This window comes from Mesorhizobium sp. M0030 (assembly GCF_040323695.1).
GTDB lineage: Bacteria > Pseudomonadota > Alphaproteobacteria > Rhizobiales > Rhizobiaceae > Mesorhizobium.
Window position 1 is genome coordinate 1 of sequence record NZ_JAMYVE010000026.1, and the last position, 24,865, is coordinate 24,865.

22 protein-coding genes are annotated in these 24,865 nt (G+C 63.9%); 8 read left to right on the forward strand and 14 right to left on the reverse strand.

Going from position 1 to position 24,865, the window contains the following annotated elements; genetic code table 11:
* Nucleotides 1-148: 148 nt before the first annotated feature.
* Nucleotides 149-2,344: a catalase/peroxidase HPI gene (gene katG, locus NKJ80_RS30145; protein WP_352463225.1), complete on the reverse strand. Its 2,196-nt coding sequence runs from the start codon at nt 2,342-2,344 to the stop codon at nt 149-151.
* 140 nt (nt 2,345-2,484) lie between these two features.
* On the opposite strand from katG, the gene NKJ80_RS30150 reads away from it, so the two are divergent.
* Nucleotides 2,485-3,408 (forward strand): hydrogen peroxide-inducible genes activator, encoded by a 924-nt coding sequence (locus NKJ80_RS30150; protein WP_352463226.1) that lies wholly within the window; start codon nt 2,485-2,487, stop codon nt 3,406-3,408.
* A gap of 28 nt (nt 3,409-3,436) precedes the next feature.
* Here the strand turns inward: NKJ80_RS30150 and NKJ80_RS30155 are convergent, their stop codons facing one another.
* From NKJ80_RS30155 to hisS, 6 genes are all read right to left on the reverse strand, one after another.
* Complete coding sequence (locus tag NKJ80_RS30155; RefSeq protein WP_352463252.1) at nt 3,437-3,976, reverse strand: DUF4411 family protein; 540 nt, start codon at nt 3,974-3,976, stop codon at nt 3,437-3,439.
* Complete coding sequence (locus NKJ80_RS30160; RefSeq protein WP_352463227.1) at nt 3,948-5,156, reverse strand: ImmA/IrrE family metallo-endopeptidase; 1,209 nt, start codon at nt 5,154-5,156, stop codon at nt 3,948-3,950. Before NKJ80_RS30160 ends, NKJ80_RS30155 begins: the two co-directional genes overlap by 29 nt.
* 193 nt (nt 5,157-5,349) lie before the next feature.
* Entirely contained in the window at nt 5,350-7,110 is a 1,761-nt protein-coding gene (locus NKJ80_RS30165; protein WP_352463228.1) for an AMP-binding protein, read from the reverse strand.
* Between the two features lie 234 nt (nt 7,111-7,344).
* Nucleotides 7,345-8,046: an ATP phosphoribosyltransferase gene (gene hisG, locus NKJ80_RS30170; protein ID WP_023695113.1), complete on the reverse strand. Its 702-nt coding sequence runs from the start codon at nt 8,044-8,046 to the stop codon at nt 7,345-7,347.
* Nucleotides 8,043-9,161 carry an ATP phosphoribosyltransferase regulatory subunit gene (locus tag NKJ80_RS30175; protein WP_352463229.1) on the reverse strand — a complete coding sequence of 373 codons (1,119 nt, stop codon included), beginning with the start codon at nt 9,159-9,161 and terminating at the stop codon, nt 8,043-8,045. Before NKJ80_RS30175 ends, hisG begins: the two co-directional genes overlap by 4 nt.
* A gap of 178 nt (nt 9,162-9,339) precedes the next feature.
* Nucleotides 9,340-10,845 (reverse strand): histidine--tRNA ligase, encoded by a 1,506-nt coding sequence (hisS, locus tag NKJ80_RS30180; protein ID WP_352498899.1) that lies wholly within the window; start codon nt 10,843-10,845, stop codon nt 9,340-9,342.
* A 202-nt stretch (nt 10,846-11,047) separates the two neighbouring features.
* Between hisS and NKJ80_RS30185 the strand changes: the two genes are divergently transcribed.
* A complete protein-coding gene (locus tag NKJ80_RS30185) occupies nt 11,048-11,290 on the forward strand; it encodes a hypothetical protein (protein WP_023740499.1) in 243 nt (80 codons plus the stop codon).
* 127 nt (nt 11,291-11,417) lie between these two features.
* Here NKJ80_RS30185 and NKJ80_RS30190 read toward each other — a convergent pair whose 3' ends face one another.
* A complete protein-coding gene (locus tag NKJ80_RS30190) occupies nt 11,418-12,056 on the reverse strand; it encodes a DNA-3-methyladenine glycosylase I (protein ID WP_023740498.1) in 639 nt (212 codons plus the stop codon).
* A 208-nt stretch (nt 12,057-12,264) separates the two neighbouring features.
* On the opposite strand from NKJ80_RS30190, the gene NKJ80_RS30195 reads away from it, so the two are divergent.
* Both NKJ80_RS30195 and NKJ80_RS30200 read left to right on the forward strand, forming a co-directional pair.
* The gene (locus NKJ80_RS30195) at nt 12,265-13,008 is read left to right on the forward strand and encodes a L,D-transpeptidase (RefSeq protein WP_352498900.1); all 744 of its coding nucleotides are present in this window, start codon (nt 12,265-12,267) and stop codon (nt 13,006-13,008) included.
* Nucleotides 13,009-13,278: 270 nt separating this feature from the next.
* Nucleotides 13,279-14,199 carry a bifunctional 5,10-methylenetetrahydrofolate dehydrogenase/5,10-methenyltetrahydrofolate cyclohydrolase gene (locus NKJ80_RS30200; protein WP_023804489.1) on the forward strand — a complete coding sequence of 307 codons (921 nt, stop codon included), beginning with the start codon at nt 13,279-13,281 and terminating at the stop codon, nt 14,197-14,199.
* 4 nt (nt 14,200-14,203) lie between these two features.
* On the opposite strand, the gene glcF is transcribed toward NKJ80_RS30200, so the two are convergent.
* The 4 genes from glcF to NKJ80_RS30220 form a co-directional block, all read right to left on the reverse strand.
* On the reverse strand, nt 14,204-15,529 hold the full coding sequence (gene glcF / locus NKJ80_RS30205) for a glycolate oxidase subunit GlcF (RefSeq protein ID WP_023692346.1): 1,326 nt from the start codon (nt 15,527-15,529) through the stop codon (nt 14,204-14,206).
* 4 nt (nt 15,530-15,533) lie between these two features.
* Nucleotides 15,534-16,745 (reverse strand): glycolate oxidase subunit GlcE, encoded by a 1,212-nt coding sequence (gene glcE, locus NKJ80_RS30210; protein WP_352498901.1) that lies wholly within the window; start codon nt 16,743-16,745, stop codon nt 15,534-15,536.
* Between the two features lie 203 nt (nt 16,746-16,948).
* Nucleotides 16,949-18,445, reverse strand: coding sequence for an FAD-linked oxidase C-terminal domain-containing protein (locus NKJ80_RS30215; RefSeq protein WP_352498902.1), 1,497 nt, complete (start codon nt 18,443-18,445; stop codon nt 16,949-16,951).
* 258 nt (nt 18,446-18,703) lie between these two features.
* Nucleotides 18,704-20,026 carry a DUF3422 family protein gene (locus tag NKJ80_RS30220; RefSeq protein WP_352498903.1) on the reverse strand — a complete coding sequence of 441 codons (1,323 nt, stop codon included), beginning with the start codon at nt 20,024-20,026 and terminating at the stop codon, nt 18,704-18,706.
* 205 nt (nt 20,027-20,231) lie between these two features.
* Between NKJ80_RS30220 and NKJ80_RS30225 the strand changes: the two genes are divergently transcribed.
* From NKJ80_RS30225 to NKJ80_RS30235, 3 genes are read left to right on the forward strand one after another with little or no spacing between them, the layout of a single operon-like run.
* Entirely contained in the window at nt 20,232-21,029 is a 798-nt protein-coding gene (locus NKJ80_RS30225) for an FCD domain-containing protein (RefSeq protein ID WP_352498904.1), read from the forward strand.
* A gap of 12 nt (nt 21,030-21,041) precedes the next feature.
* Nucleotides 21,042-22,178, forward strand: coding sequence for an alpha-hydroxy acid oxidase (locus NKJ80_RS30230; RefSeq protein WP_023815110.1), 1,137 nt, complete (start codon nt 21,042-21,044; stop codon nt 22,176-22,178).
* Between the two features lie 55 nt (nt 22,179-22,233).
* Entirely contained in the window at nt 22,234-23,001 is a 768-nt protein-coding gene (locus NKJ80_RS30235) for a metallophosphoesterase family protein (protein WP_023686824.1), read from the forward strand.
* On the opposite strand, the gene NKJ80_RS30240 is transcribed toward NKJ80_RS30235, so the two are convergent.
* A complete protein-coding gene (locus tag NKJ80_RS30240; protein WP_006206855.1) occupies nt 22,998-23,138 on the reverse strand; it encodes a hypothetical protein in 141 nt (46 codons plus the stop codon). The genes NKJ80_RS30235 and NKJ80_RS30240 overlap by 4 nt on opposite strands.
* A 276-nt stretch (nt 23,139-23,414) precedes the next feature.
* Complete coding sequence (locus tag NKJ80_RS30245; protein WP_023686823.1) at nt 23,415-24,113, reverse strand: type 1 glutamine amidotransferase; 699 nt, start codon at nt 24,111-24,113, stop codon at nt 23,415-23,417.
* An 86-nt stretch (nt 24,114-24,199) separates the two neighbouring features.
* Here NKJ80_RS30245 and NKJ80_RS30250 point away from each other — a divergent pair, with 86 nt between their 5' ends.
* Nucleotides 24,200-24,847 carry a hypothetical protein gene (locus NKJ80_RS30250; RefSeq protein ID WP_352498905.1) on the forward strand — a complete coding sequence of 216 codons (648 nt, stop codon included), beginning with the start codon at nt 24,200-24,202 and terminating at the stop codon, nt 24,845-24,847.
* Nucleotides 24,848-24,865 lie beyond the last annotated feature (18 nt).

Consider the following 24,865-nt stretch of genomic DNA (forward strand, 5'->3'; position numbering starts at 1 on the left):
GGGGTGTGGCCCGGGGGGCCCGGGGGCGGGCGCTCTTTCGGGGGGGGGCGCCCCCCCACCCCCTCCTTTAAAATACGCTTTTTTTCCCAGCCCACCAACCCCGCCGGGGGGGGCCCCCCCCCCCCCCCCCTTCGTTTGGGAGGTTGTATCAGGCAGCGATGTCGAAACGGTCGGCGTTCATCACCTTGGTCCACGCCTTGACGAAATCGCCAACGAATTTCTGCCCGGCATCCGCCGACCCGTAGACCTCGGCCAGCGCGCGCAGCTGCGCATGCGAGCCGAAGATCAGGTCGGCGCGTGTGGCGGTCCACCTGACTGCCCTGGTCTTGCGGTCGCGTGCTTCATAGACCTCATGCGAGCCCGGCTCGGAGGCCGGATCCCAGATGGTGCTCATCGAGAGCAGGTTGACGAAGAAGTCGTTCGTCAGCGTGCCCGGCCTGTCGGTCAACACACCATGCTTCGAGCCGCCGGTGTTGGCGCCGAGCACGCGCAGGCCACCAACCAGCACCGTCATCTCCGGCGCCGTCAGGTTGAGCAGTTGCGCCCGGTCGACCAGCATGGCTTCGACCGACATCGGCGGTTTGCCCCTGACATAGTTGCGGAAGCCGTCAATTTTCGGCTCGAGCGCCGCAAAGGAATGGACGTCGGTCTGCGCCTGCGAGGCGTCGGTGCGGCCGGGCGTGAAGGGAACCTTCACCGCATTGCCGCCATCCTGCACCGCTTTCTCGACCGCGGCGACGCCGCCGAGCACGATGAGGTCGGCCAGCGAGACCTTCTTGCCGCCTGCGTTGAACTCGTTCTGGATGGCTTCGAGCTTCGCCAGCACGGTGGCCAGTTCGACAGGCTGGTTGACCTCCCAGTCCTTCTGCGGCGCCAGACGAATGCGCGCGCCATTGGCGCCGCCGCGCTTGTCGGAGTTGCGGAAGGTCGAGGCCGAGGCCCAGGCGGTCGAGACCAATTGCGAAACGCTGAGGTCCGAAGCCAGGATCTTGGCCTTCAGCAATGCGATATCCTGGTCGCTGACCAGCTCATGGTCGACGGCCGGAACCGGATCCTGCCAGATCAGCTCTTCCTTCGGCACCAGCGGGCCGAGATACCGCACGACCGGCCCCATGTCGCGATGGGTGAGCTTGTACCAGGCACGGGCGAAGGCATCGGCGAACTGCTCCGGATGCTCGTGGAAGCGGCGCGAGATCTTCTCATAGGCCGGGTCGGCCCGCAGCGCGAGGTCGGTGGTCAGCATTGCCGGCGCATGACGCTTCGAGGGATTGTGCGCGTCCGGCACCGTAGCCGCGCCAGAGCCGCCCTTCGGCGTCCACTGATGGGCCCCGGCCGGGCTCTTGGTCAGCTCCCATTCGAAGTTGAAGAGATTGTCGAAGAAGTTGTTGCTCCACTTGGTCGGCGTCGTCGTCCAGGTAACTTCGAGGCCGGACGTGATCGCATCGCCGGCAATGCCGGTGGCATGCTTGCTCGACCAGCCGAGGCCCTGCGCCTCGATGCCCGCGCCTTCCGGCTCGGCGCCGACCAGTGTTGCATCACCGGCGCCATGGGTCTTGCCGAAGGTGTGGCCGCCGGCGATCAGCGCCACGGTTTCCTCATCGTTCATTGCCATGCGTCCGAAGGTCTCGCGGATGTCGCGGGCCGAGGCCAGCGGATCCGGCTTGCCGTTCGGCCCTTCCGGGTTGACGTAGATCAGGCCCATCTGCACCGCGCCGAGATGGCCGTGCAACTCACGGTCGCCGGAATAGCGCTTGTCGTCGAGCCACTTGGTTTCCGAACCCCAGTCGACATCCTGCTCGGGCTCCCAGACATCGGCGCGGCCACCGGCAAAGCCAAAGGTCTTGAAGCCCATCGATTCCAGCGCGACGTTGCCGGTGAGAATCAACAGGTCGGCCCAGGAGATCTTGCGGCCGTATTTCTGCTTGACCGGCCACAGCAGCCGGCGCGCCTTGTCGAGATTGGCGTTGTCCGGCCAACTGTTCAGCGGCGCGAAACGCTGCTGGCCCGCACCGGCGCCACCCCGGCCGTCGCCGATGCGATAGGTGCCGGCGCTGTGCCAGGCCATGCGGATGAACAGCGGCCCGTAATGGCCGAAATCGGCCGGCCACCAATCCTGCGAATCCGTCATCACCTTGTGCAAATCCTCGATCACCGCGTCGAGGTCGAGCGTCTTGAACTCCGCGGCGTAGTCGAAAGCTTCGCCCATCGGGTCCGAAAGGCTCGACTGCTGGTGGAGAACGCCGATGTCGAGCTGGTTCGGCCACCAGTCGCGGTTGGTCCTGGCGGAGGTTCCATGCGCGACCGGGCATTTGCCGGCGCTGTTGTCGTCGGTCATCGCGTCCATCTTGGCCTCCGAATTGCTGATTTATGTGTTGTTTTTTCCGGGCCGGCCGGGAGCCGCGCCACTCTGGAATGGTTCCAGACTAAGCCGTCTCTTCGATAAAAACAAATTGCCTTTCCTGTTTGTTGCGATAGGCTTTCCTTATGATTGGCTTGACCGTGCGGCAGATGCAATATTTCGAGGCTTTGGCGCAAACGCTGCATTTCGGCCGCGCCGCAAAACTCGCCGGCGTCAGCCAGCCGGCGCTGTCCGCGCAAATCGCCGAGATGGAGCAAAGGCTGAACTGCCGGCTGTTCGAGCGCGGCGGCAAGACGGTGCGGATGACGGAAGAGGCGCAAGCGCTGCTGCCACGCATCGAGCGCATCCTGCGCGACATCAGTGATGTCGAGACGACGGCCCGGCGCGGCCGCCCGGCCATGGAAGGCCGCTTCCGGCTGGGCATCATCCCGACCGTGGCGCCGTATCTTTTGCCGCATGTGCTCCCGGAGCTGAAGCGGCATTTTCCGTCCCTGCAGCTCGAACTGCGCGAAGCAGTGACGGCATCACTGGTCGAGGACACGGCAACCGGACGGCTCGACGCCTTCATCGCCGCGCTGCCGCTCGAGCAGCCGGGCCTGGTCACCGAGGAACTGTTCGCCGACCGCTTCTTCCTCGCCGTGCCAGCCGGAGATCCAGCCTTCGCCTCGCCACCGGTGCCGCCGGAAAGCCCGGCGCTGGAGCGGTTGATGCTTTTGGAGGAAGGCCACTGCCTGCGCGAACAGGCGCTGGCCCTGTGCGGCAGCGTGCGTCCCGTAGCGATGGCAAGCTACGGCGCCACCAGCCTGACGACGCTGCTGCAGATGGTGGCGCATGGTCTCGGCGTCACGCTCATCCCCGAAATGGCGGCAAGGCCGGCCAGCGCCATGCCGGACCTCAAGATCGTGCCGTTCCAGGAGCCAATGCCGCAACGCACGATCTGCCTCGCCTGGCGCCGCAACAAGGTGCGGCATGATGAGTGCGTCGAGTTGGCGAAGATCATTCGCGGGCTGGATGGGGCGGTGCTGGGGTGTGAGGGGCTTGCACACTAGGTCGATGGATGAAGCGATGAGCTATGCTCTAAACGCGGTCACGCCATTTGGTCGAGAAATTGAGCTCTCGAACTAGCAAGAAACTATCACCCCATACCACATGCATTTGGTTGCAGACATCAGGAATTCTGCGATTTGCACGTTGTGCTGCCGGTTTTGAAACTTCGGTCGTGATAACCGTCCGGACATCCGGAGCAAACATGGCATACGATATCAGAAAAGGATCACGTCCGATCTTGATGATTTCGGCGTCGGTAAGGTCATGGGCATAGCCGTTCGCCAAGACATCTTGAACCCGCCCGACATCGGCTTCTTCCTCGAGGCAAAGCGCATTCTTATTGTCTTTGTCACCAAGCCATTGAGCCAGGTCGTCTGTACCCCCTACGATTTCCTCGAGGATTTCGACGGGAATCTTGATTGCACCTTGTTCACCCCAATGCAGCAACCAGTCCCAGAACTCGGGCACGCGATCAAATGCGTAATACGAGTTCTTGGCGGTGATTAGGACGTTGGCATCGAGGAGATAAATCGTTACCCCCTCAAGCTGCGCGGCCAGAGGTGCCAGCAGTCGACAACCCCGTCAGAGCGTAAACGTTGGTCGGCTTAACGCCCAAGATTCGACTCGCCATAGATGGCGAGAGAACGCCCTCGGCAAGCATCCGCCCAGAAAGGGCCACTAGTCGGTTACCCAGCCTATGCCGTCGGACTACATAATAATCGGGTCCGTTCTCGTTCTCCTTATTTCGCTCTCGCGCGGTCGCCCGGTTCTGAAGCCACAAGCGGCGAAAGATGCCACTAATCTCGGCCCACACTTCGCGCGAAATAATGCCCTCGCGAAACAGCTTATAGTTGACTGCAGAATGGCTCACGCGCCAAGCCTCAGCGAGCTGCCTTATTCTAGCGATGACTTGTTCGGTTGGCGCGCCGCGCAAAGCGTCCTCACGACCAGCTTCACCTTCGGGCATGAGGATTTGGCCAGCAACGTCGTTGCAGAATACCTCGACTGCAGTGGAAGGATTTGCGCCGCTGATTCCCGTGCGGCCGATCCAGATATGCGCCAATTCATGCAGCAGTGAAAAAGACCACGCTGCTTCACTATCCTGATCGTTTATGACGACGAAAGGCGCGATAGGATCCGCCAAGGCAACCCCACGAAAAAGCTCAACGTCAAGAGCACTGTGGTGACTTCCAAGATTCCCAATCAACAGCACGAAGACACCGATTTGTTCGGTGAGGTTCCTCAAATAAGCGAAGGCGTCATTTCGGCCACCCCGCCTGAATTGAGTAAGATTGAAACTAAGAGCGTCCTTAATTTCCTTTGCTAGTGCCTTGGTACTGCCATTAGCGTCGAAGCTTCCGACGAAAGACAGCTTTTTTGCCTCGTCTTCAACTTCGAGCAGGGAGCGAACCATCTCTTGTCTTGCCCTAACTTCGCGCAGCAAAGCATCAACTAATGCCTCGTCTCGCCGAGCATAATCCACCGGCAAGGTGCGGAAATCCTCACCACGCTCCGCCCGCTTAGGGGGTGCGGGCAGATAGAACGCAAGCAACGGGCGCCGGTAGTGTTTTGCCATCTTTAGGAGCAAGGGCCGGGAAGGTTCGCCATCGCCATTTTCCAACGCCGCAAGACGATCTGGACCTGCGACAGAACGCGTGTCCTTGAGGCCCAGCCTTTTTGCTGCACCTTCGAGATCGAACCCGGCCGTTTCGCGGGCCCACTTTAGCACGTCAGGATTGACGCTTGGCATTCCTCACCTTTGTTGAGCCGGTCATGTTTCCCGGCACCATGGTACAACCTGCAAGCAAACGCTTCGTTACGAGGTGGTCATATATTTAGGAAGTGGTCAACGGTTTCGCCCTGAGGGGAAATCGCCAATACGCTACCGATAACGACCATTGTCAGCGGCAATCCAGTCTCGTAACGCAGGCAATTAGATCACCCTACGCCGTCTTCTGCACCACCAGCCCCAGTTCCTCCACCATCGCTTCCCGCATCAGAAACTTCTGCGGCTTGCCCGTCACCGTCATCGGCAGTTCGGTGCGGAAGCGGATGTAGCGGGGGATTTTGTAGTGGGCGATCTGGCCGGCGCAGAAATTCTTGATCTCCTGCTCGGTCGCGATCTGGTTGGGCTTCAGCACGATCCAGGCGCACAGCTCCTCGCCATATTTGGCGTCGGGAATGCCGAACACCTGCACCTCCTTGACCTTGGGATGGCGATAGAGAAATTCCTCGACCTCTCTGGGATAGACGTTTTCGCCGCCGCGGATGACCATGTCCTTGACCCGGCCGACAATGTTGCAATAGCCCTCGGAGTCGATGGTGGCGAGATCACCGGTGTGCATCCAGCCATCGCTGTCGATCGCCTCGCGGGTTTTTTCCGCGTCGTCCCAATAACCCTTCATCACGGAATAGCCGCGGGTGCACAGCTCCCCGGGCGTGCCGATTGCGACGGTGGCGCCCTCGGCGTCGATGGCCTTGACCTCGACATGCGGATGGATGCGGCCGACAGTGGAGACGCGTTTTTCCAGCGGATCGTCGACGCTGCTCTGGAACGAGACCGGGCTGGTCTCGGTCATGCCGTAGGCGATGGTCACCTCTTCCATATGCATCAGCGTCACCACCTTCTTCATCACCTCGATCGGGCATGGTGAGCCCGCCATGATGCCGGTGCGCAGGCTGGAGAGATCGAAGCTGGTGAAGTCGGCGTGGTCAAGCATGGCGACGAACATGGTCGGCACGCCGTAGAGGCCGGTGCAGCGTTCCTGCGCCACCGCCTTCAGCGTCGCGCCGGCGTCAAAACCCTCGCCAGGAAACACCATGGTCGCGCCCTTGGTGACGCAGCCCATCGTGCCCATCGACATGCCGAAGCAGTGGTAGAGCGGCACCGGGATGCAGAGCCGGTCGTCGACGGTGAGCTTGATCGCAGCGGTGACGAAATTGCCATTGTTGACGATGTTGGTGTGGGTCAGCGTCGCGCCCTTGGGCGCGCCCGTCGTGCCTGATGTGAACTGGATGTTGATGGCCTCGCCCGGCTTCAGCCCTTCGGAGATGCGGTCGAGGCTGTCATGCTCGTCGCGGCCGGCCATCGACAGCACATCGGCGAAATTGAACATGCCGGGCGAGTTGTCGTCGCCCATGCTAATGACGATCTTCAGCGTCGGCAATTTCTGCGCCTTGAGCTTGCCGGGGGTGGCCTTGGCGAGCTCCGGCGCCAGCGTCTCGATCATGCCGAGATAGTCGGAGGTCTTGAAACTGGCGGCGGTGACCAGCGCCTTGCAGCCGACCTTGTTGAGGGCATATTCCAGCTCCGTCAGCCGGTAGGCCGGGTTGATGTTGACCAGGATCAGGCCGATGCGAGCGGTGGCGAATTGGGTGACCAGCCATTCCCAGCGGTTGGGCGACCAGATGCCGACACGGTCGCCTTTTTCGAGGCCGAGCGCCAGGAAGCCGGCGGCGAGCGTATCGACCGTGTCCGACAATTCGCTCCAGGTGAAGCGCTTGTCCTGTCCGACGAAGACGGCAGCATCCTGCGTGGCGTATCTGCCGACCGTGTCGGAGAAAAGCTGAGGGATCGTCTTGTCGAGCAGCGGCACCGAACGGTCGCCCGACACATGTGCCCGGCCGTCGAGCGGAGCGATGAACGCCCTGCCGCGCCCGCGCAGATTGGTGGCGTTCTTGAGCTCGTCGAGATTGATCGCCATCGCCGTTTCCTCCCGGGATATGGCGAGCCTATCAGCCTGATGGGATGGTGGAAAGTAGAGGCGGTTCCCCTCCCCCTCGCGGGGAGGGTGCCTCGCGAAGCGAGGCGGGTGGGGTCCTCGGCGAAGTGCTCGACTTCCTTGGTCACGGTCGACCCGGCTTGGGTGGTCTCGCGTCGAGCACTGCCGGAGCGACCCCACCCGTCCATCCGCCTTTGGCGGCTGTCCACCCTCCCCTCAAGGGGGAGGGAGCGCGCTCATCTTCGCGGCTATTTCCCGCACTAGCGCCTCATCCGCAGCAGCACGATCTTTCCTGGCAGCCACGAGGCAGGCCTGCGACTTCAGCACAACCCCATCGGCCAGCACCTTGAGATGGTTGGCGCGCAGGGTCGAGCCGGTGGTGGTGATGTCGACGATGACGTCGGCGAGGCCTGCCGCCGGTGCGCCTTCGGTGGCCCCGAGGCTTTCGACGATGCGGTAGACCTGGATGCCGTGCTTTTGCGAGAAGAACTGCTGCGTGAGCCGCCAGTATTTGGTTGCGATCCTCAGTCGCCTGCCGTGGCGCTGGCGGAAATCGGCGGCGACATCGTCGAGATCGGCCATAGTATCGACGTCGAGCCAGATGCCGGGCACCGCGACCACGACATCGGCATGGCCGAAGCCGAGGCGAGCGACGATTTCGGCGCGCGCCTCCCAGTCGGCGAGGTTTTCGCGCAGCAGATCCTCGCCGGTAATGCCGAGGTCGACCGAACCTTGCCCAATCTCGCCGGCGATTTCGGACGCCGACAGGAACGCCACCTCGATGCCCTCGGCGCCGTCGATGCGGGCGCGGTACTGGCGCTCATCGCCGGGCAGGCTGACGGCAAGCCCGGCCCTGGCCAGTACCTCCAAGGCCTGCTCCTTGAGCCGGCCTTTCGATGGGATCGCCAGCGTGATCATTGCGGCTCTCCCCGCAGCGCTTCGATGCGGTCGAGCCAGACAGAGAAGCCGACGCCGGGGATCGGCGTCTTGGCGCCGAGCAGGGTCAGCAGCCGGTCGTAGCGACCGCCGCCGGCCAGCGGCCGCTCGCCACCAAGTGCTGCGATCTCGAAGACGATGCCGGTGTAGTAATCCAGCGGACGGCCGAAGGCAGCGTCGTAGCGGATCGTCTTTGCAGGCAGGCCATGTGCCTCGATGGCTTTGGCGCGGGCGGCGAATTTTTCGAGCGCCGCGCCCAGAGAAAGCCCGGCAGAGGCCGCAAAACTTTCGAGCGCAGCACTCGAGCCGTCGAGCGGCACGTCAATGGCGAGAAAATCCCTGAGCGCCGCAAACGCTCCGTTCGACAGCCGCACGCTGCGCAATTCGGCCTTTTCGATCAGCCGCCGGGCAATGTCGGCGGGCGCGCGTCCGCCGGATGCCAGCAGGCCGGCCTCTTCCATGCCGCCGGCAATGTGGGCGGAAAGCGCTTCGAGATCGCCATCGAGGACAAGGGCCGCGACTTCGCCGTCAAGCTGACCGTTGCGTGGCGGGTTGGCGAGATCGGACAACGCTGCCTGCAGCATCGGCGCCGAACCGAAGGCGCGCGCAAGTCGCATGCGCCAGCCGCGCGGCAGGCCGAGGGCCGCCAGCACCGCCTCGAAGATGGTCTGGTCGCCGAGCGTGATCGCCAGAGGTTGCGCCGGCAGCACCAGCTGCAGCAGCGCATGCGCATCGGCCAGCGAACGCGCATCGGCCTTGGCCGTGTCGCGGTCGCCGAGATCCTCGATGCCGGCCTGAAAGAACTCGTTGCCGCCCTCGCGGCGCTGGCGGAACACTTCGCCGAGATAGGAATAGCGGCGCGGCGTGCCGGCCTGCGAGGCGATGTGGTCGAGGCAGACGGGGATGGTGAATTCGGGACGAAGGCACAGCGTCTTGCCGGTCTCGCTTTCGGTGAGAAAGATGCGGCGGCGCAGATCCTCGCCGGCCATATCGAGGAATGGGTCGGCCGGCTGCAGCACCGCCACCTCGACCGCATGGGTGTTGCGGGTGGCGAAGAGCTTGGTGATTTCGGATGCGATGGCGGGATAGCGAGTCATCGGCTGGTTGGGTGCGAGGCACCCCCCTCTGGCCTGCCGGCCATCTCCCCCTCAAGGGGGTAGATTGGCAGCTTGGAGCGCAGCGCCTCTTCTTCAACGCCGGAGATTGGCGAAACCATGCGCGACATCCAATCTCCCCCCTTGAGGGGGAGATGGCCGGCAGGCCAGAGGGGGGCGTTCAAGCGCCACCCTTCGCACGGTCAGCGGCCTGCGCAGCCAAAATCTTCTTCACCTCGGCGACCAGCTCAGCCTCCGCCACCGTGACCTGTGCCGGCCTTGCGGCGCGCCATTCGGCGTTGTCGGTGATCTCTGCCGACATGCGCGCGCCTTCGATCAGATCCTTGATCTGCAGCTCGCCCTTGGCGCGCTCGTCGCCGCCCTGGATAACGGCGACCGGGCTGCCGCGGCGGTCGGCATATTTCAGCTGCGCCTTCATGCCGGCGCCGCCGAGATACATTTCGGAGCGGATGCCGGCGGCGCGCAGTTGCGCGACCATCTTCTGGTAGCGGCCGAGGCTTTCGGTGTCCTTGTCCATCACCAGCACGACGACCGGCGCGATGACATCGGTGCTGTCCAGCTTGCCGAGGTTCTTCAGCGCCGTCATCAGGCGGGAGACGCCGATCGAAAAGCCGGTCGCCGGCACCGGCTCGCCACGGAAGCGCGAGACCAGCCCGTCATAGCGGCCGCCACCGCCGACCGAACCGAAGCGCACGATCTGGCCGTCTTCGTTGGGGATTTCGGCGAGCAATTCGGCTTCGAAGACCGGGCCGGTGTAGTATTCGAGGCCGCGCACGACGGAGCGGTCCATGGCGATGCGATCTTCGCCATATCCGGCCGCCCTGACCAGGGCTTCAATCGTCGCGAGCTCGCCGACGCCTTCTTGGTAAGTCGAGTTCGAGCTCACTATGGAAACCTGGTCGACCTGTGCGTTCCTTGCCGTGGCGAGAAGAACTGCTTCAGCTTGCCCGTCGTCCAAACCAGCGCCCTTGGCGAAGTCGCCCTCGCCTTCCTTGCCGCCATCCCATCGGCCCGGCCCAAGCAGAAGCTTCACGCTTTCCGGCCCGAGCTTGTCCAGCTTGTCGATGGCGCGCAGCACGGTCAGCCGGCGGCCGGCATTGTTGTCACCGCCAAGGCCGATCGCCTCCAGCACGCCGTCAAGCACCTTGCGGTTGTTGACGCGAATGACGTAGTCGCCGCGCTTGATGCCGAGCGCTTGCATCACGTCGGCCATCATCATGGCCATCTCGGCGTCGGCTGCGACGCCCGGCGTACCGATCGTGTCGGCGTCGAACTGCATGAACTGGCGGAAGCGGCCCGGGCCGGGCTTTTCGTTGCGGAACACCCAGCCGGAGCGGTAGCTGCGATAGGGTTTCGGCAGCTTCTCAAAATTCTCGGCGACGTAGCGCGCTGTCGGCGCAGTCAAATCGTAGCGCAGCGACAGCCACTGCTCGTCATCGTCCTGGAAAGAAAATACGCCCTCATTAGGCCGGTCCTGGTCGGGCAGGAACTTGCCGAGCGCATCGGTGTATTCGATCAGCGGCTGGTCGGCCGGCTCGAAACCGTAGAGCTCATAGACCGAACGGATCGTCGCCATCATCTTCTCGACGGCGCGGATATCGTCGGCGCTGCGGTCGGCAAAGCCGCGCGGCAGCCGCGCTTTCGTCTTTTCCGATTTGTCGGCCATGGGATGGGTCTTTTCGCTTAGTAATCGATGACTTGTTTGGAGTGGGCGTGTCCTAACCGAAGCGGCTTGGTGCGGCAAGGGTTTGCGCTCTTTCCTTCTCCTTCGAAACAAAACGCACCGAAAGGAAACAATTCCGCCATCGGCGCGGCATCGTGCCGACACAATCAGAGCCGATAAGCGCGCCGAAACAAAGGGTTGGGCCATGACTGCCGCACACAAGTTCGACATCAGAGACGACGGCTTGCATGAAGTCCGGTTGCGGCCGGCCGAGAACCGTGCGCCGGTGACGGCGAGCCCCGGTCCGTTTGAGGTCACCGCCGACGAGCGCAAGGGTTCCACCATACGCGAGGCGCTGATGACCGGATTGCTGGTGATTTATCCGGCCTTTGCGGCACTGGCGGCGATTGTGGCGGGATTGTTCCTGACTGGCGCCAGCGGGACGTGAGTTCCTTACCCTCCCCCTTGTGGGGAGGGTCGACGCGTAGCGTCGGGGTGGGGGTGCGGCGCCAAGATACCCCCACCCGCGCCTTCGGCGCGACCTCCCCACAAGGGGGAGGTAGGGGGACAGCGCCCTACTTCGGCCTCTTAAAGGCCTTGCGTTCCTTCTCCACCTGCTCCCGGCAAACACACCCCTCGAGATGGTCGTTGACCAGACCCATCGCTTGCATGAAGGCATAAACCGTCGTCGGTCCGACAAAGCTCCAGCCGCGCTTTTTCAACTCCTTCGAAATCCTGATCGAGACCGCTGTCGTCGGGTTGGCGCGTAGATGCGCCATGTCCACCACCGCCGGCCGCTCCTCCGGCCCCGGCTCGAACTTCCAGAACCAGGCGGCCAGCGAACCGAACTCGTCGACCATTTCGCACGCCCGTTTGGCGTTGTTGATGGTCGAGACGATCTTGCCGCGGTGACGGATGATGCCGGCATTGGCGACCAAGCGCTCGACATCCTCGTCGGTGAAGGCGGCGACCTTGTCGAAGTCGAAACCGGCGAAGGCCTCGCGGAAATTCTCGCGCTTGCGCAGAATGGTCAGCCAGGACAGGCCGGACTGAAAGCCTTCGAGGCAGATCTTTTCGAACAGCCTGCGGTCGTCGGCGACCGGCCGGCCCCATTCATGGTCGTGGTAGTGCAGATAGTCCGGCAGATTGCCGTGCCAGAAGCAGCGCGTGATCCCGTCGGAGCCGGTAAGCAGTCCGGTGTTGTCTTGCGCCATGGCCGATCCATCCGTTAACGCGCTTTCGCGCTGCATTTACCACGGCTTTACCAGATTCCTGAACCCGGCGGTAACCACACCAAAAGGTTTACTGACAAAGCGGCATTTTACGCATTCCGATTCATGTTTCGGTTGCCGCTTCGCGCCAAGGATCGCGCAACCGGGGCAAGTTCCGCCTCCGTCCGTTCGACGATCAAGGTGCGTTCCGATGAAGATCTTTTTGCGTTCCGTGCTCGGCGCCGTGGCCATTCTGGCCGCCGGCGTCACCTCGTCTGCCGCCAACGACCGCTATGCCGAAAGGCCGCCGGTGATGGTGAGCCCCGACCTTTCCGCACCCTGGGTGCTGCAGCTTGGCCGGGCGCCCGGCATCGTGCGGCAGAGCCGACAGGTGGTCCAACAGCCGCGCGTTCGCTATGCGCAGCCGGCGCGACCCGATCGGGTTCGCACTGCTTCCGTGCAGGCGCCGGTCAAGCGCGTGGTGATGCGGCCGCAGATCAATCCGCTCTATCTGCCGCAGGAAGTCGCCTATGACGGCCCACAGAAGCCGGGCACGATCGTCATCGATACGACGCAGAACTTCCTGTTCCTGGTCGAGAAGAACGGCAAGGCGCGGCGCTATGGCGTCGGCACCGGCAAGCCTGGCTTCGAATGGTCTGGCACGCACAAGATCACCAACAAGCGCGTCTGGCCGGACTGGCGCCCGCCAGCGGAGATGATCAAGCGCGAGGCCGCCAAGGGCCGCTACCTCCCGACCTATCTGGCCGGCGGCGAGGAAAACCCGCTTGGCGCCCGCGCGCTCTATCTCGGCACGACGGAATACCGCATCCACGGCACCAACCAGCCATGGACCATCGGCGGCTCGGTGTCTTCCGGCTGCATCCGCATGCGCAACGAGGACGTGGTTGACCTTTACGAGAGGGTCAATGTTGGAACGACCGTGGTCGTGATATAGTCGGCTACCGAATCATCTGGTCCAGAAGGTTAGACCTTCAGGATCGGGAAGAGTTTACGGGGGACGGGCCGTGTGGGGATGCGGCCAGTCAGGAAAGGGCAGCCCGGGAAACCGCGCTGCCCTTTCTCTTTGCGGCTATAGCTGAGCCAGGCTGCGCCAGAACGTCGCGCCAGGGGGATGACGGTTCGCTTTCACGCTGCCTTGCCGCATTTCCCCTGCTATAGGGACGGCTAAACTCCCCTGCGCCAAACTCGCTGCAAAGGTTCAGCCATGTCTCCGCCAGACGATAGCCGCTATCTCCGGGGCGGCCCGGTCGCCCAGCGCATCATGGCATCCGTGCGCGAGGATGCCGCCATCGCCACCGCCGAAGGTTTTCCGCCCAAGCTGGTGTCGATCACCGTCGGCGATACCGCTGCCGTCGATGTCTATGTGCGCAACCAGCGCGCCAAGGCCGCGCTTGCCGGCATCGGTTTCGAGGAGCGGCGGTTCCCCGCCGACATCAGCGCCGGCGAACTCGAGGCGGCGATCCACGGCCTGAACGCCGACCCGCGCGTCACCGGCATCATCATCCAGCGGCCGGTGCCGGCGCATATCCCGATCAAGACGCTGCAAGCGGCGGTGCATCCACTGAAGGACGTCGAGGGCATGCATCCGGCGTCGATCGGCAATATCGTCTACAACCAGCTCGACCTCGCGCCTTGCACGGCTGCGGCCTCGGTCGAGCTGCTCAAGGAAACCGGCCTCGACCTCAAGGGGCTCGAAGTTGTCGTCGTCGGCCATTCCGAGATCGTCGGCAAGCCGATTGCCTTCCTGCTGATGAGCGAAGGCGCAACGGTGACGGTGTGCCATCACATGACGCGCTCGGTGGCGGCACATGCGCGCCGCGCCGATGCGCTGTTCGTCGCCGTCGGCAAGCCGCGGTTGATCAAGGCCGACATGGTGAAGCCCGGTGCGGCCGTCATCGACATCGGCATCAATTCCGAGATCGGCCCGGACGGCGCGAGCCGCATCGTCGGCGACGTCGACACCGAGAGCGTGAAGGAAGTCGCGTCCTGGATCACGCCGGTGCCCGGCGGCGTCGGTCCGATCACCGTGGCGATCCTGCTGCGCAACACAATGGTAGCGCTCAGCCGACAGCGCGCGCGCTACCAGGCGACGTATGGCGTGGTGGACCGGCTGGCAGCGGAATAGCTGCTTACTCGGCGGCGACCAGGTTTCCTTCGGAGACGCCCTCCGGCTTCGGACCACCATAGGCCCAGTCGAGCAGCTTGATCGTGTGCACCACCGGCAGCTTCGCGGCGGAAGCGATCTGGGTGATGCAGCCGATGTTGCCGGTGGCAACGATCTCCGCGCCGGTCGCCTCAATGTTCTTCACCTTGCGGTCACGCAACCTTGCGGAAATCTCCGGCTGCAGGATGTTGTAGGTGCCGGCGGAGCCGCAGCACAGATGCCCCTCGCGCGGTTCGCGCACGACGAAGCCCGCCTTGGACAGCAGCTCCTTCGGCTGGCGGATGATCTTCTGACCGTGCTGCATCGAGCAGGCGGAGTGATAGGCGACGACGGTGCCGGGTTTGCGCACCGGCTCGGGCAGGTCGAGGCTTGCGAGATATTCGGTAATGTCCCTGGCCAGCGCCGAGACCCGCGCGGCCTTGTCGGCATAGGCCGGATCGAGGCGCAGCATGAAGCCGTAGTCCTTGATCGTTGTGCCGCAGCCGGACGCGGTGATGACGATGGCATCGAGCCCGCCCTGGTCGATGGCACGCGTCCACGCATCGACATTCTGCCGGGCCGAGGCAAGGGCTGCTGCCTCGCGGCCCATATGATGGACCAGCGCGCCACAGCAGGCTTCGCCCTGCGGCACCACGACCTCGACGCCAAGCCTGGTCAGCAATGCAATCGTCGTCTCGTTGATGGCGGGGTCGAGTACCGATTGGGCGCAGCCGGTGAGGATGGCGACGCGACCTTTCTTCGTCCCCTTGCCGGCATGGACGCCGGGAGAGGCCATCGGCGAGGCCGCCGGGATCGATGCCGGCGCCAGCTTCAGCATCGCACCCAGCGGCCTCAGCGCCGGCAGCCTTTCGAATAGGCCAATGAATGGCTTGCCCAGTTTCGCCAACTTCAGCGCGGCGCGAAAGCGTGTGGGATAGGGCAGCACCATGGACAGCATGGCGCGGATCAGCCGATCGAGCAGCGGCCGCTTGTAAGTTTCCTCGATATGGGCGCGGGCATGGTCGACCAAGTGCATGTAATTGACGCCCGACGGGCAGGTGGTCATGCAGGCCAGGCAGGACAGGCAACGGTCGATATGGGTGACGATCTGCTTGTCGGCCGGGCGGCCGTTCTCCAGCATGTCCTTGATGAGATAAATCCGCCCGCGTGGCGAATCCAGCTCGTTGCCCAATGTCACATAGGTCGGGCAAGTGGCGGTGCAGAAGCCGCAATGCACGCATTTGCGCAGGATCTTCTCCGATTCCGCGACATGCGGATCGGCGAGCTGGGCAAGGGAGAAGTTGGTTTGCATTATCTTAGCCTTGGGCCATGCGGCCGGGATTGAGGATGGACTTGGGATCGAACTCGGCCTTGAGCCGCGCCGACAGTGCGGCCTTATGCGGTGCCTGCGGCTCGAACACCGGGACGGCGGCGCGATGCGAAGGGGTGGCGCGCACCAGCGTGGCGTGGCCGCCGCCAAGCTTTCTGATCAGCCCGCGCAGCAGGGCGGCCTCGGGATCGCCCTCCTCCATGCGCAGCCAGACCAGCCCGCCCTGCCAGTCGTAGAAGGCGCTGACACCGATCTGCATGCGCAGCGTCAGCACCATCTGATGGGCCTGAGACGGCGCCATGGAGACGCGCCAGACCGGCTTTTCGCTACGGTCGGCGAATGGCGTGCAGTCCCTTATGTCACGCCAGAGGGTATGTGATGTCTCACCTGCGATCTCCTGCAGCGGGCCGGCATTTTTCAGCAGGGTCTTCAGCGCCTCAATGCGATAGGCGACCGATGGGCCAAACCCTTCGACGCGCAGCAGCGTTGCAGCGTCGGTGCCTAGACTGCCCCCGGCAACGCGCGCGGCGATGCGTTCGGGCAGATGGGCCGCGCTCGACACTTCGGCGCTGGAGCCGAGCGCCAGCGCCATGGCGGCAGAGGCGGCATCGTCGAGTAGGCCGCGCATGGCAAGCGTCACCTCGGTCTCGGCCGCCGGCAGCACCTTGAAGGTGACATCGGTGAACACGGCCAGCGTGCCCCAGCTGTTGGCCATCAGCTTCGACAGATCGTAGCCGGTGACATTCTTGACGACGCGGCCGCCGGACTTGAAGGCCTCGCCGCGTCCGGCAACCGCATTGATTCCCAGAATATGGTCTCGTGCAGCCCCCGCCTTCAGCCGGCGCGGACCGGACAGGTTCGCCGCGAGCACGCCGCCGATGGTGCCCTTGCCAGGCTCGCCGCCGAGTAACGGACCGTAATCCATCGGTTCGAAGGCGAGCTGCTGGCCGTTTTCGGCGAGCAGGTTTTCGATCTCGGAAAGCGGCGTGCCAGCCTTGGCCGACAGCACCAGCTCGGCCGGCTCGTAGAGCGTGACGCCGGTGAGCTTCGAAAGATCGAGCGTGTGTTCGCTCTGCTGTGGCCGGCCGATGCCGCGCTTGGAGCCGTGGCCGATGATTTCCAAAGGTGTCTCTTCCGCCGCCGCCCATTGGACGGTGGAGAGGATCTCGGCCGATGTGGTGGGAGTGAAGGTCGTCATGGCGAAGATGGGTCGAGTTCCTTCGCGCCCCCCTCTGTCCTGCCGGACATCTCCCCCTCAAGGGGGGAGATCGGAAGTCGCGTCCGATTTCGCCAATCTCCGACCTTGAAGGAAGGGTAAGGCGCGCATGCTGCCAATCTCTCCCCTTGAGGGGGAGATGTCCGGCAGGACAGAGGGGGGTATTCACGCGCCAACTTAGCCACTCAAAACCTCGGAATGTCCTGAAACGCCACCTGGCCGCGATGCACGTGCATGCGCCCAAGCTCCGCGCAGCGGCGCAGTTGTGGAAACACCTTCCCGGGGTTGAGCAGATGGTTGGGGTCGAAGGCGCATTTGACGCGCATTTGCTGGTCGAGGTCGATCTGGTTGAACATCTCCGGCATCAAATCGCGCTTCTCGACGCCGACGCCGTGCTCGCCGGTCAAGACGCCGCCGACCTTGACGCAGAGCCGCAAGATGTCGGCGCCAAAACTTTCCGCCTTGTCGAGTTCGCCCGGCACGTTGGCGTCGTAGAGGATCAGCGGATGCAGATTGCCGTCGCCGGCGTGGAAGACATTGGCGACGCCAAGGCCGTATTTCTCCGACAGTTCGCGCATGCCGGCGAGCACACGCGGCAATTCCTTGCGCGGGATGGTGCCATCCATGCAGTAATAGTCGGGCGAGATGCGGCCGACCGCCGGGAAGGCCGCCTTGCGGCCGGCCCAGAAACTCAGCCGCTCCTGTTCGGATTGCGAGATGCGACAGGTGGTGGAGCCGTTCCTATAGGCGATCGCTTCGACGAGACCGATCAGGTGATCGACCTCGACGCCCGGCCCGTCGAGTTCGACGATCAGCAGCGCCTCGACATCAAGGGGGTAGCCGGCATGGACGAAATCTTCCGCGGCATGGATCGCCGGCCGGTCCATCATCTCCATGCCGCCAGGGATAATGCCGGCGCCGATGATGTCGGCGACGCATTGGCCGCCCTGCTCGCTGGTCGGAAAGCCGATCAGCAGAGCGCGGGCCGTCTCCGGCTTTTTCAGGATGCGCACGGTGACCTCGGTGACGACGCCGAGCAGGCCTTCGGACCCCGTCATGACGCCGAGGAGATCATAGCCTTCCGAGTCCAGATGATTGCCGCCAAGCCGCACCACCTCGCCGTTCATCAGCACCATCTCGATGCCCAGCACATTGTTAGCGGTCAGGCCGTATTTCAGGCAGTGCACGCCGCCGGAATTTTCAGCGACATTGCCGCCGATCGAGCAGGCGATCTGGGAGGATGGATCGGGCGCATAGTAGAAGCCCTCCTGCTCGACGGCGGTGGTGATGCCGAGATTGGTGACGCCGGGCTGAGCGACGACGACGCGATCGGGATAGTCGATGGCAAGGATGCGGTTGAAGCGGCTCATGACCAGCAGCACGGCATCCTCGAGCGGCAACGCGCCGCCGGAGAGCGAGGTGCCGGAGCCGCGCGGCACGACACGGATGTTGCGGTCGTTGCAGTATTTCAGCACCCGCGACACCTGCGCCACCGTTTCCGGCAGCACCACGACCAGCGGCAATTGCCGGTAGGCGGTGAGACCGTCGCTTTCGAAAGCGCGCATTTCGTTGGTGGCGTCGACGACGCCCTCGCCCGGCACGATGATGCGCATATCGGCGACGATCTCTGCGCGCCTTCGCATCGTGGCGTCGTCTGGCTTGGGCATGACAAGGCCGGACATCGGCGGCGTCCTCCGCTTAGCTGGTAAAAATCTTTTACCAGTTACATCCGGATGTTGCAAACACCGCGTCGGGCAAAGAGCGTACTGCCCGCCTTCCGCAGCGGCAATCTGCCGCTATTCACCCTCCCCCTTGTGGGGAGGGTCGCGAACGCAGTGAGCGGGGTGGGGGTCCGCGCGACGAAGCTCTTTACGAGCACCCCCACCCCGATCCGCTATGCGGATCGACCCTCCCCACAAGGGGGAGGGTAAAGTGCGCTCCTACTCCCCCGGATGTTTCGCCGGCTCGGAGTGCATCCGCCTCACTCGCCGCACGCCCCACCAGACCAGCAGGATGGCGACCGGCACCGCCGCGGCAGTGACGATTTCGGGTGCAAAGGCATGGCCGAAGATCGATGCGCCCTTGGCAAGGTAGGAGATCAGACCGACGACATAGTAGGACACTGCTGCCACCGACAGGCCCTCGACCGTCTGCTGCAACCGCAGTTGCAGCCGGGCGCGGTTGTTCATCGACGCCAGCAGATCGCGGTTCTGCTTCTCGACCTCGACATCGACCCACGTGCGCAGCAGCGTCGTGGCGCGGGTTAGTTTGCGCGACAGGTTGGCCTGGCGCTCCTCGACCGAACGGCAGGTGCGCATGGCGGGTGCCACCCGCCGCTGCAGGAAGCCGCCCCAAGTGTCGTAGCCGGGCACGGCTTCTTCGTCCAGCGCTTCCAGCCGCTCGACAACGATGCCGTCATAGGCGCGGCTGGCGCCGAAGCGATAGAGGCTGGAGGCGGCATCAGCCTCGAGTTCAGCGGCAAGCTCGGTCAGGTCGGCGAGCAGCGTCTGGCTGTCGCGGGTTTCAGCGACCTTCATTTCCAGTGTGGTCTGCGCCAGCCGGTCCTCGATGCGGCGGGCGCGGCCCGACAGCGTCAGCGCCAGCGGCAGGCCGAGCATGGCAAGCGTGCGATAGGTCTCGACGTCGATCAGCCGCTGCGACAGCGCGCCGGTCCGCGCCGGCGTCAGGCCGCGATCAAGCACCAGGATGCCGGTCAGGCCGTCGCCGTCCTGGCGGAAATCGGTGACGATGGCCGCATTGCCGCGCTCGACCAGCGAATAGCAGAGGCTCGTCGGGTCGAAGGCCGCAATCAGCTTCTCGCTTGCCGGCGTCCATTTGCGGATCTCCAGCCTTATGCCTGAGATCACCGTTCCCGGCGGCGAGAAGCCGTTGCCGAAAGGAGAATCCTCCTGCGCCCTGCTGCTTTCGGCCAGCGGCCCTTCCCACAGATAGGTCGAAAATTCCGTATGCCGCTCCCAGCGCAGTGTGCCCTTGCCCCACTTCATGGCGTGGTGGCGGGCATGACGGTCGGGCGCGGCAATGCCGAGGCGCCGCGACAGTTCGGAGAGCACGGCCATGTCGACGCCGGAGCCGCCCTCGGTCATGAAGGCGAGTTGCACGAGCACGCGCGGCTTCTCGATCAGCGGATGCGGCCGGGCATGGACCTCGCCGATCGCGCCGGGCCGTCCCTCATGCGCGGGAAAGCCCATCACGCTGCCCTGGGCGCGCGGCTGGAATTCGAGGTTGGACGTCTCGTCCGACACGGTGGTCCCCCTGTTCTCGACCCTTCGTGTGATGGCGTCCTCTAAAGGCAATCCATGAGGCGCGTAAACACCAAAGTCTAGCATCGTAGGTCCTGCCGGCGCGACGCGCAGACCGGCCCGATTGGGCGAATTGGATAAATAATTTGACCAGTTGGCGACGCTGGCTTTATCTTGCGCGACACAGGTTCAATCTCCCAGGCCCCCGTTGAGCGATATTTTCTCCAGGATCGAGCATTCGCGCACCGCCGACGAGGTGGTGCAGCAGATCGAAAGCCTGATCCTTGAAGGCGTGCTGCGCACCGGCGACCGGCTGCCGGGCGAGCGCGAGCTGGCGCGCCAGTTCGACGTGTCGCGGCCGATCCTGCGCGACGCGCTGAAGGCGCTGGAAGGGCGCGGGCTGCTGATCACCAAGGCCGGCGGGGGCACCCATGTCGCCGACGTCATCGGCCAGCTGTTCACCAAGCCGGTGACCGACCTCATCTCGATGCACCGCAAGGCGGTGACCGACTATCTGGAATACCGCCGCGAGATCGAAGGCGTGGCGGCCGAATATGCGGCGCGGCGCGCGACAGCGGACGACATTGCGCTGCTCGACCGCATCATGGCGCGCATGGACGAGGCGCACCGCACCGGCGATTTCGACGACGAGGCGGAAATCGACGTCGAGTTCCACCATGCTGTGTGCGAATGCGCGCACAACATCATCCTCTTGCACACGCTGCGCTCCTGCTACCGGCTGCTGTCTGAAGGCGTGTTCCAGAACCGGCTTCTGGTGTTCAGCGTGCCCGGAGCGCGGGAGGCGCTGCTGGTCCAGCACCGCGCGATCTACAAAGCCGTGAAGGCCGGCGATCCCTCAGCTGCCCGCCAAGCGGCGATGGACCATATCTCCTATGTCGAGCGCTCGATGCTCGAGGCCGAACGCAGCGGCGACTGGCAGCGCGTGTCGCGGCTCAGGCTTAAGCAGCGCTCCGACGCCGACGACGGCTTCAAGACGACTGGCTAACGAGGAACCACCATGAGCGACATCCTCACCATTGCCGATCTCAAGGACCTGGCGCGCCGGCGGGTGCCGAAGATGTTCTACGACTATGCCGATTCCGGCGCCTGGACCGAAAGCACCTACCGCGCCAACGAGGAGGACTTCCAGAAGATAAAATTCCGTCAGCGCGTGCTGGTCGACATGAGCAACCGCTCGCTGGAATCGACCATGATCGGCGAGAAAGTGGCGATGCCGGTGGCGCTTGCCCCAACTGGAATGACCGGCATGCAGCATGCCGATGGCGAGATGCTGGCGGCGCAGGCGGCAGAGGAATTCGGCGTGCCGTTCACGCTGTCGACGATGAGCATCTGCTCGATCGAGGATGTCGCGTCGGTGACGAAGAAGCCGTTCTGGTTCCAGCTCTACGTGCTTCGCGACAAGGATTTCGTGCTCGACCTGATCGACAGGGCGAAGGCTGCAAAATGCTCGGCGCTGGTGTTGACGCTCGACCTGCAGATCCTGGGGCAGCGCCACAAGGATGTCCGCAACGGGCTGTCGGCGCCACCCAAGATGACGCTGGCCAACATTGCCAACATCGCCATGCGGCCGCGCTGGCTGATGGGCATTGCCGGCACCAAGCGCCGCACCTTCCGCAACATTGTCGGCCATGCCAAGGGCGTCGGCGACGTCGCTTCGCTGGCATCGTGGACGACGGAGCAGTTCGACCCGCACCTGTCGTGGAAGGACGTCGCCTGGATCAAGGAGCGCTGGGGCGGCAAGCTGATCCTGAAAGGTATTCTCGACAAAGAGGACGCGCTGATGGCGGTCGAGACCGGCGCCGACGCCATCATCGTTTCCAACCATGGCGGGCGCCAGCTCGACGGCGCATCGTCGTCAATCATGGCGCTGGAGGAGATCGCCGATGCCGTCGGCGACAGGATCGAGGTGCATATGGACGGCGGCATCCGCTCGGGCCAGGACGTGCTGAAGGCGCTTTGCCTCGGCGCCAAGGGCACCTATATCGGCCGCCCGTTCCTGTACGGGTTGGGCGCCATGGGCAAGCAAGGCGTGACCCTGGCGCTGGACATCATCCGCAAGGAGATGGACATCACGCTGGCACTGTGCGGCAAACGGCTGGTGACCGAGATGGGCAAGGACCAGTTGCGGCGATAGGGTCTTGTTCACCGATTAGACCCTAGCCTCGCTGGATCACGGAGACGAAGCCGCCTTGACCGAGACCGGCATCCACTACCTCGACGCGCGCGCGCCCGATGGCATGCGCCTCTATGCGATCGGCGACGTGCATGGCCGGCTCGATCTGCTCGCCGCCATGCATCGCCGCATCGAGAGCGAACTCGAATACAAGCCGACCAGCGATTGGCGCGTCATCCACCTCGGCGACTATGTCGACCGCGGACCAGAGTCCAAGGGCGTCATAGACTTCCTGATCGAGGCACAGAAACGCGATCCACGGCATCTGATGCTCGCCGGCAACCACGATATCGGCTTCCTCGATTTTCTCGACGAGCCTGACCCGGAAGGGCTGTTCATCCGCTATGGCGGCGTGCAGACGGCACAATCCTATGGCGTCGACCTAGCGGGACACGCAAGCTGGTTCGGCAAGGCCGAGGCGTTACGGCGGGGACACCAGGCACTGGTCAATGCTGTGCCGCAAGCCCATGTCGACTTCCTGCGGTCGCTGCAATTGTCACTGATATCAGGTGATTTCTTCTTCTGCCATGCAGGCGTCAGGCCTGACGTGCCGCTGGAGAGCCAGAGCCCGCAGGATCTGGTCTGGATACGCGACGTCTTCCACAACCATCCAGGGCTTTACCCGAAGGTGATCGTGCACGGCCACACACCGGTGCCGGAGGCGGAGGTGATGCCGAACCGCGTCAATGTCGACACGCTCGCCTGGCAGTCAGGCATGCTCAGCGCGCTCGCCGTGGACGGCGCGGACAAGCGTATCCTGACTGTGCAGGGAAAAGCGTTTTAGCGAAGCGCGGCGGTGACGCCGTAGCCGTCGACGGCCTGATGGTTGTTGGCTGCATCGGCGGAATAAATGCCGAGACCGCACAAAACGATGGCAGACAGCATGACAAAGGACAGAAGCGCTGCTTTCACGGACGTCATCTCTAGTTGAGCTTCCTGCATCTGGGCACGAGGCGGTTACCAATGGGTTGAAACCGAGAATTCGTCTCAAAGTTTCGACGATTTCGCGCTTGTAGGTCGATTCTGTATCGGCGGTGTGTCGCGCGGATCACACAAAGGTTCATCGCGGTTGCATTGCCGATGCATAGCGCGCGCCTTGTAGGATAGCGTTCGGCCACAAACCAAGGACGAAAGAAGTTGTCCCCGGCAGATTCCCCGCCGCGTGCCAATTATGCAACGGCCGCGCGTTGGCTGGGCTCAGATCGTCGCCACCCAGGCGCGGGCAATGGCCAAGCCCGCGGCGTCGGCCTCGGGGCCGTTGCGTGCCATTTCGCTGTCGAGGCGATCCTGCCAGTCGGGATGGCGATCGGCAATCAGCGGCGCGAAGGATGCGCTCCAGTCCCTCACCATCGGCTGGTCGGCCTCGAAATGGAACTGGAAGCCGTAGACGGCGCGGCCGATACGGAACGCCTGGTTCTCGGCAATTTCGCTGCCGGCAAGCCGCACCGCATTTGACGGCAGCGCGAAAGTGTCGTCGTGCCATTCGAAGATGGGGAAATCCTGGGGAAGTGCGCCAAGCACCGGATCGGTTCTGGCGTCCGGCGTCAGCGATACCTTGTGCCAGCCGAATTCCGAGGCGCCGCCGATCTGGTTCTCACCGCCGAAAGTGCGGGCAACCAACTGGCTACCCAGGCAGATACCGAGAACCGAGCGATCCTTGGCGGCGAAATCGCGGGTCAGTTCGAGCAGCGCCGGGAAATACGGGTAGTCATCGTCGGCCAGCGCATTCTGGCCGCCGCCCAGCATCACCATGGCATCGTGTCCGGTCGCGTCGTCCGGCAGCGCATCGCCCTTGTAGGGCCGGCGCAGGTCGAGATCGGCGCCGGCTTCGGCGAGCGCGGCACCAACCTGGCCAAGGCCGGTGTTGTCGTAGTTCTGGACCACCAGCACCCGCATCGCAAAACCCTGCTGACATGAAATGACGCGACGAGCGATATCATGTCGCCCGTATTGCAGCCAAGATGCGTATTCGGGAGAGAGCTATGCCACTGCAGAACCGGGTCGATCCGTTCGGCGCCATCCATGCCATATCCGAGCGCGGCCTGTTCACCGGCAATCGCGGCATCATCCACGATCCTGAGACCAAGACGCTGCTGAAAAAGCGTTGGGCCTTGCCGGCCTGGATCATCTGCGTCTGCCAATTCCGCAATGCGCGGCGCGAGCCGATGGGCAGGAACAGGCCGGGCGGCAGGGCCGGCTGGACCGAGTTGTTCTTCCTCGACGAGGTGACGGCGCTGGCCGCCGGGCACCGTCCCTGTTTCTATTGCCGGCGTGAGCGAGCCACGGATTTTGTCGGGCGTTTCGGCAAAGTCTTCGGTGTAAACGAACCGCGCGCGCCAATGGTGGACAAGCGGCTGCACAAGGAGCGGCTGGCTTCCGGCGGCAAGCCACCTGATGTCACCATGGGAGAGCTTGCCGAATTGCCGGACGGAGCGATGATCGCGGATGGCGGCTCGGCCTATGCGCTGCGCGGCGGCAACGCGCTGCCCTGGTCGTTCGCAGGCTATGGCGATGCGGCGGCCTTCGACAACCTTGCCGGCCGGTCGCTGCGCCTGCTCACACCGGCCACGACCGTTTCGGTGCTGCGGCACGGTTTTGAACCGGTGTGGCATCGTTCCGCCGAGACTTGACGCCAGGCACCGCCTCGC